Genomic DNA, 14,078 nt, shown 5'->3' on the forward strand with positions numbered 1-14,078 from the left:
ACGGCGACAGGGCAGGCGGAGTGGTGCAGGACCGCGTGGGCGACCCGCCCGAGTTGGAGGCCGAAGTGTCCCTGCCTCCTGCGGGCGCCGACGACGAGCAGCCCGGCGTCGGCCGACGCGTCGAGGAGCGCCTCGCGCGCCGTGCCTTCGACGACGCGCCGTCGCAGTTCGACGGAGGGGTGTTCAGCCACGGCGTCGCGCAGCGCCGCCTCCAGTGTCTCGGTGGCCCGCTGCTCGTGGTGGTGGGCCGGCTCTCCGGCCAGCAGGGGATGGTCGGCGCTCTCGTGCGACGGGCAGCGCCAGGCACGTACAGCCTGCAGGGCGACCCGCCGCTCCTCCGCCTCCTGGAAGGCGAACCGCACGGCCTCCGTGGTGTGCGGTTCCTCGCCGACACCCAGCACGACGGACTGCCGCATCCCGGCGTCAGCCTGAATGCCGTGGCTGCCTCGCAGCACGATCACCGGGCAGTGGGCGCGGGCGGCCACGGCGAGGCTGACGCTGCCGAGCAGGAGCTCGGCGATTCCGCTGCGGCCGCGGGCGCCCAGGACCAGCGCGGACGCGTTTCGCCCCTCCCGCAACAGTGCGGGCACCGGCTCCTCGGGCAGCACCTCGGTGGAGATCTTCAGGTCCACCTCGCGACGGTGCGCACGCTTCGCGGCGGCCTCGACGATGTTGTCGGCCAGCACCTGTTCCGAGGTCCTGCCAAGGCCCTCGGCGAGCGCGGCCCCCTCGTAGCGCTCCCACAGCGAGGCGTACACCAGCCGCAGCGGTACGCCGCGCAGGGCGGCCTCGTCCGCCGCCCAGTCCACGGCGCGCAGACTGGGCTCGGAGCCGTCGACGCCCACGACCAGGGGAAGTTCCATCGCCGTCACCTTCCTTCGGGGAACTCGAAGACGATCCGTGCGTCGACCTGGCCGTGCAGGACGTCTTCGAAGGACTCGTTGACCGAGGCCAGCGGGCGGGAAACAGAGATCACCCGGGTGCGGCCGGCCGCGTGCAGCCGGAACACCTCGTCGAGGTCCTGCCGGGTGCCCACGATGGAGCCGATGACGCTGACGCCCTTGAGGACGGTGTCGAAGATCGGCAGCTGGATCGTGCCGCCGGCGGGGAGCGCGACCATGACGAGCTTGCCGCCGCGCCGCAACCCGCCGTAGGCGGCGGCGAACGCGGCCTCGTTGACGGCGCAGACCAGCGCGGTGTGCGCGCCGCCGTGCCGCTGGAGCACCTCGGCCGGGTCCTCCTTGCGGGCGTCGATCAGGATGTCCGCGCCGAGTTCGCGGGCGAGCTCCAGCTTGGCGTCCGTGACGTCGATGGCCGCCACCGTCGCACCGGCGATCTTGGCGTACTGCACGGCGAGATGTCCGAGGCCGCCGACGCCGGAGATCGCCACCAGCTGGGTGGGACGCACCTGGGCAACCTTCAGTGCCTTGTACGTGGTGACGCCCGCGCAGGTCAGCGGGGCGGCGTCGAGAGCGGAGATTCCCTCGGGCACCGGCTGCGCGAAGTCGGCCCAGGCCAGCATCTTCTCCGCGTAGCCGCCGTCACATCCGTAACCGGTGTTGATCTGCTGCTCGCACAGCGTCTCCCAGCCGGACAGGCAGTGTTCGCACCGCCCGCACGCCTTGCCCAGCCAGGGCACGGCGACCCGCTGCCCTACGGAGAGGTGGGTGACGCCGTCACCGAGGGCCTCGACGAGACCGACGCCCTCGTGGCCCGGGACGAACGGCGGACTCGGCCTGACCGGCCAGTCGCCGTGGGCCGCGTGGATGTCGGTGTGGCACAGCCCGGAGGCCTCGACCCGGATGCGGACCTGCCCGGGACCGGGTTCGGGATCGGGGCGCTCCTCGATGACGAGGGGCTGACTGAACGCTCGTACGACTGCTGCCTTCATGGTCTGTCTCTCCTCGGGACGGTCAGTCGTGCGGAACGACGGCGACGGGGGCGGTGGCGTGGTGCAGCACCGCATGGGCGATCGGCCCGATGCGGGCGCCGATCGGGGAACGGCGGATCCGACGTCCGACGACGACCAGGGAGGCCTCGTGGGAGGCGTCCACCAGGTGACTGGCGGGCTTGCCGGACCGGGACACCTCGACGACCTCGACAGAGGGGAACTTCTGCCGCCAGGGCCGCAGCACCTCGGCCAGGGAGGCGGCGTCCTGCTTGGCCAGGTGGGCGTCGAACTCGGGGTCCACCGACATCCCGTAGGCGAAGTAGGGCGGCACATTCCAGCCGTGGACGACGCGCAGGGAGGTGGCACGGAGTACTGCGGCCTCGAAGGCGAACTCGATCACCGAGTCGTCGGGGCTCTCGATGTCGAGCCCCAGCACGACGGGCCGGTACGGGGCCGAGGAGGAGGGCTTCCCCGCCGGATCCTGCATGCGCTCGTCGGCAGCCTGTTCCCCGGCCCGTACGAGGACGACGGGACGCTCGGCGTGGGCGACGACGGCCAGGCCGACGGAGCCGACCATGAAGCCGCCGAGCCCGCTCAGGCCTCGAGACCCGAGGACCAGCAGCTCGGTGTCCTTCGCCGCCTCGGACAGCACCTCGCCGGGCCGGCCCGGAGGCTGCTCCACGGTGACGTCCAAGCCTGGGTGGCGCAGCCGGATGCCGTCGGCCGCCTCGCGGGGAATCCGCTCGGTCCAGTGCTGCTGTGTCTCCGCGCCCAGCAGCGGGGCCTGGGCCATGGGCTCCGGTACCGGCTCCCAGACGTTGACGATCTTCAGCGGCAGGCCGCGGAGGTTCGCCTCCCGGGCCGCCCATTCGGCGGCGGCCCGGCTCTCGGGGGAACCGTCGAGGCCTACGGTGACGGTGCGCGACATGATACGTACCTCCTGAACAGGGGGATCTGCTTCCAGACTCGTGGTCGGGGCGGTCATGGTGCAGGGGCCGCAGGTCCCCGAAGGGGGCCGACCGGCCCTATGCGCGGGCGGGCTCGACGCGTGGGTGCGGGGTCCCGATCAGGACCCCGCACCCCTCCCGTGGTCAGCGCAGCCAGCCGTTGGTGCGGACGAACGGCAGCCTGGCCCAGAGCTTCCCGGCACCCCAGGTGTCGCCGGCCGAGGCAACGGCCAGGGCGATCAGGACGACGGCGTAGATGAGGTGGTAGTCGACGAACGGGTTCGTGGACATGCTGGGCGCGCCATCGGAGAGATGCTTGGCGGGCGGCCATTCGGCGATCCACATCAGCGCCATCATCGCGGTGCCCGCGACGGCCGCGAGCCGCAGCGCGAACCCGCCGATCAGGGCCAGTCCGACACCGAGCAGGCCGGCCATGAACAGCCAGTTCGCCCAGGTGTCACCGGCCCAGGAGTGGAAGGTGGACTCCATCGGCCCGGCGGCGACACCGCTCAGGAACCCCATGGTCGGCGAGCCGCCGTCGATCCACCCCTTGCCGGACGGGGTCGCATAGCCGAAGCCGAAGGTCTTGTCGAGGAACGCCCACAGGAACACGAACCCCGTGAGCAGGCGCAGCGACGCGAAGGCGTGGGCCCGCAGGGAGTACGTGTCGGTGCTTGCCGACACGGCGGACTCAGGGGTCGACGCGGTCCGGTGCCCACGCCAGGTGGGCAGGTGGAACCCCGGGCGCCGGTGAGAGTGCTCGTGCACGGCCATGATGGTGATCCCTTCGGGAAGCAACGATGCCGGGCCTGTGCCCTGACACCGCTCACTCTTGTGGCGCGGGAGGGGCGCCGCCGGATGCCAAAGGTCCGCTGCTGCAGGGCTGAACGGCCCCTCTCATAGGGCCGGTTGGGAGCGGTGCCGCAGACCACGAGTCAAAGTTGCGGCATGTCCGGGCAGGTCTGCCCGTCGAGGCCGTGCGGTCGCTCGTGGCTCCTTGAGGCGGATGACCGGAGGAGATCCATGGCCTGCGCTCAGGCGGGCATGCCGCGGGACGGTGCAGTCCGACGCCGCTGCCGACCGCCGTGGCCGCGTACGGGTCCTGGTGCCGTGCTCGGGACCATGCTCAGTAGGTCACGAGTCCGTGCTCCCTGAACTGCTCACGGACCCGTTCGGCCAGTGCCGGTTCGGGGACGGGGTTGTCTCGCAGCCGGAAGGGGATGTCCAGGGCTTCGTACTTCGAGGCGCCCAGCTTGTGGAACGGCAGGACGTCCACGCGGTCGACGTTGCCGAGACCGGCGACGAAGCCGGCCAGTCCGCCGACCGCTTCTCGGTCGTCGGTCCAGCCGGGGACCAGGACGTAACGGATCCACACCGGGATGCCCAGGCGGTCCAGGCGGGTGGCGAAGCTGAGAGTGGGGGCGAGTTCGCCTCCGGTCAGCTTCCGGTACGTGGCGATCTCGAAGGCCTTGATGTCAAGCAGCACCAGGTCGGTGTCGGCGAGGAGTTCGTCGGTGGCCCGGGCGCCGAGGAAGCCGGAGGTGTCCACGGCGGTGTGCAGTCCCGCCTCCTTGCAACGGCGCAGGATCGCGCCGGTGAAGGCGGGCTGGAGCAGGGGCTCACCGCCGGTGATCGTCACTCCTCCCCCGGCCGTCGTGATGAATCCCCGGTACTTGTCGATCTCGGCCATCACTTCGTCGACGGTGGCCTCCCGGCCGTCCTTCATGTGCCAGGTGTCGGGGTTCGCGCAGTACAGGCAGCGCAGCGGACAGCCATTGACGAAGAGGACGAACCGGGTCCCGGGGCCGTCCACGCCGGTGGACAGGTCCCAGGAGTGGATCCGGCCGGTGGCGTTCATCGGGCATCGTGGAAGGTGCGGCTGATCACGTCGAGCTGCTGCTCGCGGGTCAGACGGACGAAGTTGACTGCGTACCCGGAGACCCGGATGGTCAACTCCGGGTACTTCTCGGGGTGTTCCATGGCGTCCTCCAGCGTCGCCCGGTCCAGGACGTTGACGTTCATGTGGAAGCCGCCGGAGGCCGTGTACGCGTCGAGGATGCCCACCAGGTGGCCCGCGCGCTCGGCGGGCGCGTGCCCCAGCCCCTCCGGGGTGATCGTCGTGGTCAGTGAGATCCCGTCGCGGGCCTGCTCGTAGGGGAGCTTGGCGACCGAGAGCGCGGAGGCGGCCACCCCGTGCCGGTCCCGGCCGTTCATCGGGTTGGCGCCGGGTGCGAAGGGCTGCCCGGCACGGCGCCCGTCGGGTGTGTTCCCGGTGTGCTTGCCGTAGACGACGTTGGACGTGATGGTCAGCACCGACTGGGTGTGCTCGGCGTCCCGGTACGCGGGGTGCCGGCGGACCTTCGCCATGAAGGACCTGACCAGGCCGACCGCGAGGGAGTCTGCGCGGTCGTCGTTGTTGCCGTACGCCGGGAAGACGCCCTCGGTCTCGAAGTCCACGGCCAGTCCGGTGTCGTCCCGGATCACCTTCACCCGGGCGTACTTCACGGCGGACAGGCTGTCGGCCGCCACCGAGAGGCCGGCGATGCCGCAGGCCATGAAGCGGTGCACGGGGTGGTCGTGAAGCGCCATCTCGATGCGCTCGTAGGCGTACTTGTCGTGCATGAAGTGGATGACGTTGAGCGTGTTCACATAGGCGGCCGCCAGCCATTCCAGCATCCGGTCGTATGCCGCCGACAGTTCTTCGTAGTCCAGGTACTCCCCGTTCAGCGACGGCGTCTCGAGGGCGATCTGCTCGCCGGTCATCTCGTCCCGGCCGCCGTTGATCGCGTACAGCAGGGCCTTGGCGAGATTGACCCGTGCCCCGAAGAACTGCATCTGCTTCCCGACCGCCATCGCGGAGACGCAGCAGGCTATCGCCGTGTCGTCCCCGGTGTGCGGACGCAGCAGTTCGTCGGACTCGTACTGGAGTGCGCTGGTGTCGATGGAGACCTGGGCGCAGAACCGTTTGAAGCCGTCCGGCAGAAGGGGCGACCACAGCACGGTGAGATTCGGCTCCGGGGCCGGGCCGAGGTTGTAGAGCGTCTGGAGGAAGCGGAAGGAGGAACGGGTGACAAGCGGGCGGCCGTCCACTCCGATACCGCCGATGGACTCGGTCACCCAGGTCGGATCACCGGAGAACAGCGCGTCGTACTCCGGGGTGCGCAGGAACCGTACGATCCGCAGCTTGATCACGAAGTCGTCGATCAGCTCCTGGGCGCGGGACTCGTCGATGCTCCCCTCGTCCAGGTCCCGCTGGAGGTAGACGTCCAGGAACGTGGAGGTACGGCCCAGCGACATCGCGGCGCCGTTCTGTTCCTTGACCGCGGCGAGAAAGCCGAGGTAGAGCCACTGCACGGCTTCGCGGGCGGAGGCGGCCGGACGTGAGACGTCACAGTCGTACCAGCCGGCCATCTCGGTAAGTTCGCCGAGCGCACGGATCTGTTCGGCCAGCTCCTCGCGGTCACGGATCACATCCGGGCTGGAGGGCCGCGCGTCCAGCAGGGCTCGCTCGGCCCGCTTGGCCTCGATCAGGCGGGCGGTGCCGTACAGCGCCACCCGCCGGTAGTCGCCGATGATCCGCCCGCGGCCGTAGGCGTCGGGCAGTCCGGTGATGATTCCCGCCTTGCGGGCGGCCCGCATCTCGGGGGTGTAGGCGTCGAAAACTCCGTCGTTGTGGGTCTTGCGGTAGGTCCCGAAGACACGGGTGACGAAGGGGTCCGGCGTGTAGCCGTACGCCTGCAGCCCGTTCTCCACCATCCGCAGGCCGCCGTTCGGCATGATGGCCCGCTTCAGAGGGGCGTCGGTCTGAAGGCCGACGATCAGCTCACGGTCCCGGTCGATGAAGCCGGTCCGGTGCGAGGTGATGGTGGACGGGGTGGCCGTGTCCACGTCGAGGACGCCGCGCCTGCGCTCCTCGGGGAACAGTGCGCTGACCTTGCCCCAGACCACGCGGGTGCGGTCGGTCGGGCCGACCAGGAAACCCGCGTCACCCGTATAGGGCGTGTAGTTGGCCTGGATGAAGTCGCGCACGTCGATCTGATCGCGCCAGCCTCCGCCCGAGAAGCCGCGCCACGCGGCCGGGGGTACTTCCGCCTCGATCGGGGCCACCATCGTCATCACTGCCTCCGAGTTCGTTCGTGATGCCGTCCGCGAGATCACGCGGACGTCTCCGTTCACGATGCTCGTCCTGCGACGGCACGGACAGGGCCGTAGGGAGGCGCGCAACGCGCCGTCCGGCCCTGATCCGACCGGCGTACGGAGCCGATGTGCCCTGACCGATGGGGCCGTTCGGCCCCTCTTCGCCCCCTGTGCCGAAACGCCTCCGAAACGCGGGCCCGCCACTGGTAGACAGAGACAGGTGCCGTCATCACGGCACTCGTCCCGGCCCTTCTTTCCCTTCCGGGAGACTCCATGCTGCCCGCGGATTCCGCCGTGCGGGTGCGGGCCACACTGCCCTTCATGGACGGATCCCTCGACGGGACGGGCAAGGGCGGCGACCAGGCCGGCGGTGCCCGGCGCCGCGTGCCGACCGAGCACCCCACCTCCGAGGAGGAGACCCGATGACCAGCGACAACCCGACATCCGCGCAGGTCCAGTTGCGCACCGACGGCGACGTGGACAGGGAGACCCTTGCGTACGCCCGGCAGAAGATCGACGCCGTCCTGAACAGGCCAGGGCTGCCCGCGGTCACCGGCGAGGTGCGGATCACCAGGGCAACCGCCCACCACGGCGAGCGCCCCTGGTCGGCCGCGGCCGACGTGCGCGTCGGCGGCCGACAGGTGGTCGTACTCGCCGAGGAGGCCACCGGCCACGAGGTCGTCGACCAGCTCCAGGGCCGGCTGCGCAGGCAGACCGACAAAGCGGCACACACGTGGGCCGTCGGTCGCAAGCCCGTCGCCCCGCCGTGGCGCGGCGGGGCGACGGGCCCTGAGAGCGATGCATCGCATGGCTCTCACCCGGCATGAACCCTGGCTCACCGGCCGGTTCACCCGGCGCGGGCCGCACTGAACCGACTGTCTCCCGGAGCCGGGCCCTGTACCTATGGAGCGGCGCACCCCACTGGAAGGGACCGACGCCGGCGACGGGGCCCTCCGTCCTGATCGGCCGAAAGGGCACTCCCGGCATGCCGACCGGTCACGTGTGGACGATCCGGCAGCCGGCGGCGTGCTCGTAGAACTCGCCGACCGTGATGATGCCCAGTATCTGCTCGACGAGGTCGTCCTTGCCGAGTTCGAACAGGTCCACCGATGCCTGGCAGGCGTAGATGCCGGCTCCGATGCCGGCAATCATCTCGATGAACTCGGGAACGAGAGGGATGTCCAGCTTCTGCATCCTGCGTTCCATGTATCGCGTGATCAGGTCCGGTACACCCGGTAGGCCGTCCAGGAGAGTGGGCAGGTGGAGGCCGGGGTTGCCGACAGTGGCCGGCTTGATGTGGTTCCAGCGCTTCTTCGTGATCGCGTCGAGTCCGAAGAAGGTGAAGAACAGGTCGGCCTCGATCCCTTCGGCACGCGTGCCGTTGGCCATGATGAGAGCCGGGTAGACCCCTTCCAGGGATCCCTTGGGTCCACGCGGGCCGCTGCCTCGTCCGCCACCGCGGTCTGACCGCGCCGGGCCGGGGGTCCGTACGTGGTTCAAGGTGGCGCCTACCGGCCGTCCCGCATCACACTCGCTCCGCCGCCCGGGCTGATCCAGCAGCGTCGCGCCGCCCTGCTCGTCGCCGCGCTGCGCCGTTCACAACACACTGCACCGGAGGGGCGGTTCGGCCCCTGCCGGGGACGTTCGGCCCATGCCGTCCCCCGCCAGGGAGGCAGAGGCTGACCGCAGGTCTCTCAAGGAGGGAAGGGCGGAGATGTCCGTGGTCACCCGAATCGTCGTGATCGGCGTCGGAAACGAGTTCCGCCACGACGACGGAGTGGGGTGGGCCGTGATCGCACGGCTCAGGGAACGCGACGCCCAACGTCTCCTGCCGCCCGGAACCGTACTGGACACCTGCGACGGCGACCCGGGCCGGCTCCTCGGCCTGTGGGAGGACGCCGCGCTCGCGGTGGTGGTCGATGCCGCGCACGCCGAGCCGCCCTGCCCCGGCCGCGTCCACCGGCTCGTCCTGGACGGCGCCCGGCCGGGGCGGACGGGGACGACGAGTTCGCACGGTCTGGGGCTGGGCGAAGCCATCGAGCTGTCCTCGGTCCTCGGCCGGTTGCCGGGCCGTCTCGTGGTGTACGCCGTCGAGGGCGCCGACACGACGTTCGGCACCGGCCTGTCGGAGGCGGTCGCGGCGCGGGTGGACGCCCTGGTGCACGACGTGGAGGACGAGATCGAACGACACAGCGCCGGCACTGCGCCACTCCCCCACGAGGACGTGCCATGAACGAAAGGATCACTCAGTACATCGAGGTCTTCGGCCGGGTCCAGGGCGTCGGCTTCCGGCCGTACGTTCACAGGACGGCGAGCGCGCTCGGCCTCGACGGGTGGGTGTGCAACGTCGACGGCCATGTGGAACTGACCGCCCGCGGTCGCCCCGCCGCCCTGCGCGACCTGGTCACGAGGATCCGCGAACAGGCACCGCCCCTGGCTGCCGTGCGCCACATACGCGTGACGGACGCGCCCTCCGGAGCCACGACCGTCGGCAGCGGGTTCACCGTACGGGCGAGCCACGCGGACTCGGCCGTCGCGCAGCGCGAGATCCCGCCGGACGCGGCCATGTGCGAAGCCTGTCTGCGGGAACTGTTCGACCCCGCGGACCGCCGCTACAGGTACCCGTTCATCAACTGCACCGACTGCGGTCCGCGAGCCACGGTGATCGAGGACCTGCCGTACGACCGTGAGCGCACCACCATGCGGCACTTCCCGCTGTGCTCCCCGTGCGCCGCCGAGTACACGGATCCCGCCGACCGGCGCTTCCACGCCGAGCCCCTCGCGTGCCCCGGCTGCGGCCCCGGCCTCGCCTGGGACGACATGACCGGGGAAGAGGCTCTCCAGGCCGCGGTGAAGACGGTCGCGGACGGCGGCATCGTCGCGGTCAAAGGCCTCGGCGGCTACCAGTTGGTGTGCGACGCGACCGATCCCGCCGCGGTGGCCGAGCTTCGGCGGCGCAAGCGCAGGCCCACGAAGCCGTTCGCCGTGATGGTTCCCGACCTCGCGTCCGCACGCCGCCTGGCACACGTCAACCGCACGGAGCACGACGTGCTGACCTCACCACAACGGCCCGTGGTGCTGCTCACCGCACGACAGCCATGTCCCTCCGGGGCCCGTCCTCCGTCCCGGAAGGGAGAACGGAGCCGCGACGGAGAGGGCCGGGCCGTCCCTCGCCTCGCCCCCGACGTGCACCCCGGCACCCGCCGCACAGGGCTGTTCCTTCCCACCACGGGCCTGCACCACCTGCTCCTGAGTGAACTGGACCGCCCGCTCGTCGTCACCAGCGGCAACCTCGCCGACGAGCCGATCGCCACGGACGACGCCGAGGCACAGCGGACGCTCGGGACGGTCGCGGACGGCTTCCTGACCCACGACCGCCCGATCCGCGCCCGTTACGACGACTCCGTCGTCCAGACCGCCCGAGGCAACGTGCTGATGCTCCGGCGAGCGCGTGGATACGCTCCCGCGCCCCTTCCGGTTCCGGTGTCCGCCGACCTCCCGCTGGTGGGCGCCGGGGCCCAGCTCAAGCACACCTTCACTCTGGCCGAGCACGGCCGGGCCCATGTCGGGCCGCACACCGGCGACTTGGCGGACGCCGCCACGTACGACGCCTTCCAGAGCGCGTACGCGGACCTCACCCGCCTCACCGCGATACAACCGCGCGCCGTCGCGCACGATCTGCACCCCGGCTACCTGTCCACGCAATGGGCGCAGGCCCAGCCCGTCGAGTACCGGATCCCCGTACAGCACCATCACGCGCACGTCGCCGCGGTGGCCGCCGAGCACGGGCTGACCGGCCCCTTCCTCGGCGTCGCCTACGACGGCCTCGGCCTCGGTGCCGACGGCACCCTCTGGGGCGGTGAGATTCTGGTGGCCGACCTGACCGGCTACCGCCGTGTGGGCCGTTTCGGCCGGGCACCGCTGCCCGGCGGCGAGGCCGCCGTCCGACACCCGGCCCGGATGGCGCTCGGCTATCTCCACGGGGCGGAGCCGCTGGGCGTGCCCCGGCCCGCGCCGTGGCTCACACAGCCCTTCACGGACCGTCTCGACGCGCGCGAGGTTCGCACCGTCCGCGCCGTGGTGGAGCGCGGGGTGAACTGTCCGCAGGCTTCCAGCGCGGGACGCCTCTTCGACGCGGCGGCGAGTCTGCTCGGCCTGGGCGACACGGTGTCGTACGAGGGGCAGGCCGCGGTCGCCCTGGAGAACGCCGCCGGAACCAGGCGGGCGAGCTCGCTCCCCTGGCGGCTGACGCGGGTGGAGGGACTCTGGGTGTACGACCCCTCGCCGACCCTCACCGCCCTGCTCCAGGGTCTCGCCGACGGGGTCGCGGTGCCCCGTCTCGCCGCCGCGTTCCACACGACGATGGCCGAGGCCACCGCCGCGCTCGTCGAGCGTGCCGTCGCCGCCGGCGCCCCGCACACCGTGTGCCTGGGCGGCGGCTGCTTCCAGAACCTGCGGCTGCTGACCGACGTGGGCCGCCTGCTCCGCGCCCAGGGGCTGCGGGTCCTCACCGGCCGGGCGGTCCCGGTCAACGACGGTGGCATCAGCTACGGACAGGCGGCGGTGGCCTCCGCCCTCCTCGCGCGACAGACAAGGGAAAGGTGACCGCGATGTGCCTGGGCATCCCCGGCCGGATCCTCGACGTCCACGACAGCGCCGGCGTACGGATGGGCACGGTCGACTTCGGCGGTGTACGCCGCGAGGTGTGCCTCGCGTACACGCCCCGGGCGGACGTCGGGACGTACGTCATCGTGCATGTCGGCTTCGCCATCACCGAGGTGGACGAGGCGGAGGCCGAACGCACCCTCGACGTTCTGCGCGCGATGGCCGACGCGGTGGAGAGCGAGCTCGGAGAGCCCCTGCCGGGTCGCACGGACGCGGGGTGAAGGCCGCTCGGCCCGCTCACCCGGTCCCTGGGAGCCGAGGTCCCCTTCGCCGGACGCTCGTCCCGAAGGCCGGAGGGAGGGGCCGTGATGACCGACTTCCGGGAACGCCGGTGCACAGGTTGCTGTCGGACGGCACCACCGTGCGGAAACGGCGGGCGCGCCACGACGATCACGACGCGGTTCTTCGGCTGTACGAGGAGATTCACCTGCACCTGTACGAGGCGATGTCACCCCGGTGCCTGCGGCTGCGGTTCTTCACGAACAGCAGTGCCTCGGCCGAGGCCGGCCGCCGACCTCGTGACCGGGCGGGACCGTCCGGTCCGTCGCACGCTGGTCGCCGAACGTGCCGGGGGACCGGATCGACGAGGAGCCGGTGGGAGAGGCATGGCCTCCTGGCCCGTCCGTCCGACTGTGAGGGACCGTTCGGCACGCCCCCGGAGCCTCTCGGCCCCTCCCGCGCCCCGCCTCGCCGCGCCACCGTGAAGAGGAGGACGTCCAGGAAGGACGCGACGTCCAGGAAGGAAGTCATGACGGAACTCGCCGCCGGACACGACATCGTGGTGGGCATCGACGGATCCGACGCGTCCATGGCCGCGCTGCGCTGGGCCGCTCGGCAGGCCCGGGCCCTGGGCGCCGAGGTGACCGCCGTGCACGCCTGGGAACCGTCCGCACGCGGATTCGCTCCCTACGCGCCCGTATCGGTGCACCCGACGGCCGAGGAGGAACGCCTCCAGGCCGCCCAACTGCTCGCCGCCACCGTGCGGGAGGCCTTCGGCCCGAGGATCGGCAGCTCCGTGCGTGCCGTCCTGGTCGAAGGACCGCCGGCACAGGTCCTGCTGCGGTACGCGCGCGGAGCCCTCCTGCTCGCCCTGGGACGCAAGGCCCGCGGAGAGTTCGAGTTGCCGCCGATGGGCGCCGTGGGCCGCGAGTGCCTGCGTCACGCGGCGATACCCGTGGTCGCGGTGCCCGCTGTCGACCCGTCGTCCTCGCCACCGCTCGGGACCGTTGGGACGGCCGCGCTCCCCCGTCGCGGAGCCGCGTAGTCGCGCCGTCCGGGGAGTGGCTCGTGCCGTCCGTCCGGACGGGGCCGCCCGCGGCCGAGGCAGCTCACGCAAGCGTCCGCCGAGCGCGACTCCCGCACGGCTGCGCACCGAGATTCGACCATGCCGTGATCACTCACCGTACATGTGCACGGCCTTCGGACGACAACGCACCAACGAGGTGATGTCATGAACGTCCTGGTGGGATACGCGACCGCACACGGTTCGACCCGCGGGATCGCCGAGCGGCTGGCCGCGAGGCTGAGCCAAGCAGGGCTCAAGGCCGAGGCGAGGGACATGTCGACGGTGGACGACGCCGACGCGTACGGCGCGTTCGTCCTCGGCAGTGCCGTGCACGGGCAGGCCTGGCTGGTCCCGGCCGAGGACTTCGTGCGCGCCAACGCCGACGTCCTCGGCCCCCGGCCCGTGTGGATCTTCAGTGTCGGCATGCCGGGAGCGCTGCGCGGACCGTGGAAGCGCCTGGCGCCCAAGGAGGCGCCCGCGATCATCGAGAGGCTGCCTGGCGACCTGCCGTTCCGGGGCCACAGGCTGCTCTCGGGTGTCGTCACACGAAAGCAGCTGCCGCGCACGGGACGGCTCCTGTTCCACCTGATGGGCGGCCGGTTCGGGGACTACCGCGACTGGGCGGCCATCGACGCCTGGGCTGCCGAGATAGCCACCGAGCTGGGCTGCGGCTGACGGCGGGCGGGTCGCCGTCCCGGTGACCTGGCATGACGCGCAGAGCTCATCCGGAGTGGTGTGCCGGAACCGACCGTGGACCACGCCACGGTGGCAGGTCGCGGAAGGCCTCGTGCCCGGGCACCCGGGGATCTTCGCCGGGGATGACATGGTGCCCGCCTGGCGCACTGTGACGATCGCCGTCGGGCACGGCAGGAAGGCCGCCCGGCACATCGACGCCCATCTGCGCGGCACCGGGTACGGCCCCGGGCCGGGGCACGCTCCGGCGGACTTCGACCGGCTCAACACCTGGTACCGCTCGGACGCCCCGCGTCGGTGCGGCCCCGGCTCGCACTGGTTCGCCGCGTCTCCACCTTCGACGAGGTGGTGCAGGGGCTGGACGAGTCCACCGCCCTGTTCGAGGCCCGGCGTTGCGTGTCGTGCGGGAACTGCTTCGAGTGCGACAACTGCTACGGCGTCTGCCCCGACAACGCCATCA

14 protein-coding genes are annotated in these 14,078 nt (G+C 71.4%); 7 read left to right on the forward strand and 7 right to left on the reverse strand.

Annotated features, from left to right (window positions below):
• The 6 genes from O3Q52_RS33665 to pflB all read right to left on the reverse strand — a co-directional run.
• The coding region (locus O3Q52_RS33665) for a universal stress protein (protein WP_269652448.1) at positions 1-863 on the reverse strand (863 nt) is incomplete at its 3' end.
• Positions 864-868: 5 nt separating this feature from the next.
• Positions 869-1,891 (reverse strand): alcohol dehydrogenase AdhP, encoded by a 1,023-nt coding sequence (gene adhP, locus O3Q52_RS33670; RefSeq protein WP_269652449.1) that lies wholly within the window; start codon positions 1,889-1,891, stop codon positions 869-871.
• Positions 1,892-1,913: 22 nt separating this feature from the next.
• A complete protein-coding gene (locus tag O3Q52_RS33675) occupies positions 1,914-2,819 on the reverse strand; it encodes a universal stress protein (RefSeq protein ID WP_269652450.1) in 906 nt (301 codons plus the stop codon).
• Between the two features lie 163 nt (positions 2,820-2,982).
• Positions 2,983-3,612, reverse strand: a complete 630-nt coding sequence (locus O3Q52_RS33680; RefSeq protein WP_269652451.1) for a DoxX family protein — start codon at positions 3,610-3,612, stop codon at positions 2,983-2,985.
• Between the two features lie 352 nt (positions 3,613-3,964).
• Entirely contained in the window at positions 3,965-4,696 is a 732-nt protein-coding gene (gene pflA / locus O3Q52_RS33685; RefSeq protein ID WP_269652452.1) for a pyruvate formate-lyase-activating protein, read from the reverse strand.
• Entirely contained in the window at positions 4,693-6,948 is a 2,256-nt protein-coding gene (gene pflB, locus O3Q52_RS33690) for a formate C-acetyltransferase (RefSeq protein WP_269652459.1), read from the reverse strand. Before pflB ends, pflA begins: the two co-directional genes overlap by 4 nt.
• Positions 6,949-7,248: 300 nt before the next feature.
• Between pflB and O3Q52_RS33695 the strand changes: the two genes are divergently transcribed.
• Together O3Q52_RS33695 and O3Q52_RS33700 are read left to right on the forward strand one after the other, a co-directional pair.
• Positions 7,249-7,401 carry a hypothetical protein gene (locus O3Q52_RS33695; protein ID WP_269652453.1) on the forward strand — a complete coding sequence of 51 codons (153 nt, stop codon included), beginning with the start codon at positions 7,249-7,251 and terminating at the stop codon, positions 7,399-7,401.
• Positions 7,398-7,802 (forward strand): hypothetical protein, encoded by a 405-nt coding sequence (locus tag O3Q52_RS33700; RefSeq protein ID WP_189838958.1) that lies wholly within the window; start codon positions 7,398-7,400, stop codon positions 7,800-7,802. Before O3Q52_RS33695 ends, O3Q52_RS33700 begins: the two co-directional genes overlap by 4 nt.
• A gap of 169 nt (positions 7,803-7,971) precedes the next feature.
• On the opposite strand, the gene O3Q52_RS33705 is transcribed toward O3Q52_RS33700, so the two are convergent.
• The gene (locus O3Q52_RS33705; RefSeq protein WP_269652460.1) at positions 7,972-8,391 is read right to left on the reverse strand and encodes a DsrE/DsrF/DrsH-like family protein; all 420 of its coding nucleotides are present in this window, start codon (positions 8,389-8,391) and stop codon (positions 7,972-7,974) included.
• Positions 8,392-8,689: 298 nt separating this feature from the next.
• Between O3Q52_RS33705 and O3Q52_RS33710 the strand changes: the two genes are divergently transcribed.
• From O3Q52_RS33710 to O3Q52_RS33730, 5 genes are all read left to right on the forward strand, one after another.
• Positions 8,690-9,208, forward strand: coding sequence for a hydrogenase maturation protease (locus O3Q52_RS33710; RefSeq protein ID WP_269652454.1), 519 nt, complete (start codon positions 8,690-8,692; stop codon positions 9,206-9,208).
• The gene (locus tag O3Q52_RS33715; protein WP_269652455.1) at positions 9,205-11,580 is read left to right on the forward strand and encodes a carbamoyltransferase HypF; all 2,376 of its coding nucleotides are present in this window, start codon (positions 9,205-9,207) and stop codon (positions 11,578-11,580) included. The genes O3Q52_RS33710 and O3Q52_RS33715 overlap by 4 nt, the downstream gene beginning before the upstream one ends.
• 5 nt (positions 11,581-11,585) lie before the next feature.
• Positions 11,586-11,861, forward strand: coding sequence for a HypC/HybG/HupF family hydrogenase formation chaperone (locus O3Q52_RS33720; protein WP_269652456.1), 276 nt, complete (start codon positions 11,586-11,588; stop codon positions 11,859-11,861).
• Between the two features lie 527 nt (positions 11,862-12,388).
• Positions 12,389-12,904 (forward strand): universal stress protein, encoded by a 516-nt coding sequence (locus O3Q52_RS33725; protein WP_269652457.1) that lies wholly within the window; start codon positions 12,389-12,391, stop codon positions 12,902-12,904.
• 186 nt (positions 12,905-13,090) lie between these two features.
• The gene (locus O3Q52_RS33730; protein ID WP_269652458.1) at positions 13,091-13,600 is read left to right on the forward strand and encodes a flavodoxin domain-containing protein; all 510 of its coding nucleotides are present in this window, start codon (positions 13,091-13,093) and stop codon (positions 13,598-13,600) included.
• Positions 13,601-14,078: the final 478 nt, after the last annotated feature.

This window comes from Streptomyces sp. ActVer (assembly GCF_027270795.1).
GTDB classification, from domain to species: Bacteria; Actinomycetota; Actinomycetes; order Streptomycetales; family Streptomycetaceae; genus Streptomyces; species Streptomyces umbrinus_A.

Coding starts and splice junctions, on each gene's coding strand:
- adhP (WP_269652449.1), bottom strand. CDS start 1,891: ATGAAGGCAGCAGTCGTACGAGCGTTCAGTCAGCCCCTCGTCATCGAG.
- O3Q52_RS33675 (WP_269652450.1), bottom strand. CDS start 2,819: ATGTCGCGCACCGTCACCGTAGGCCTCGACGGTTCCCCCGAGAGCCGG.
- O3Q52_RS33680 (WP_269652451.1), bottom strand. CDS start 3,612: ATGGCCGTGCACGAGCACTCTCACCGGCGCCCGGGGTTCCACCTGCCC.
- pflA (WP_269652452.1), bottom strand. CDS start 4,696: ATGAACGCCACCGGCCGGATCCACTCCTGGGACCTGTCCACCGGCGTG.
- pflB (WP_269652459.1), bottom strand. CDS start 6,948: ATGGTGGCCCCGATCGAGGCGGAAGTACCCCCGGCCGCGTGGCGCGGC.
- O3Q52_RS33695 (WP_269652453.1), top strand. CDS start 7,249: ATGCTGCCCGCGGATTCCGCCGTGCGGGTGCGGGCCACACTGCCCTTC.
- O3Q52_RS33700 (WP_189838958.1), top strand. CDS start 7,398: ATGACCAGCGACAACCCGACATCCGCGCAGGTCCAGTTGCGCACCGAC.
- O3Q52_RS33710 (WP_269652454.1), top strand. CDS start 8,690: ATGTCCGTGGTCACCCGAATCGTCGTGATCGGCGTCGGAAACGAGTTC.
- O3Q52_RS33715 (WP_269652455.1), top strand. CDS start 9,205: ATGAACGAAAGGATCACTCAGTACATCGAGGTCTTCGGCCGGGTCCAG.
- O3Q52_RS33720 (WP_269652456.1), top strand. CDS start 11,586: ATGTGCCTGGGCATCCCCGGCCGGATCCTCGACGTCCACGACAGCGCC.
- O3Q52_RS33725 (WP_269652457.1), top strand. CDS start 12,389: ATGACGGAACTCGCCGCCGGACACGACATCGTGGTGGGCATCGACGGA.
- O3Q52_RS33730 (WP_269652458.1), top strand. CDS start 13,091: ATGAACGTCCTGGTGGGATACGCGACCGCACACGGTTCGACCCGCGGG.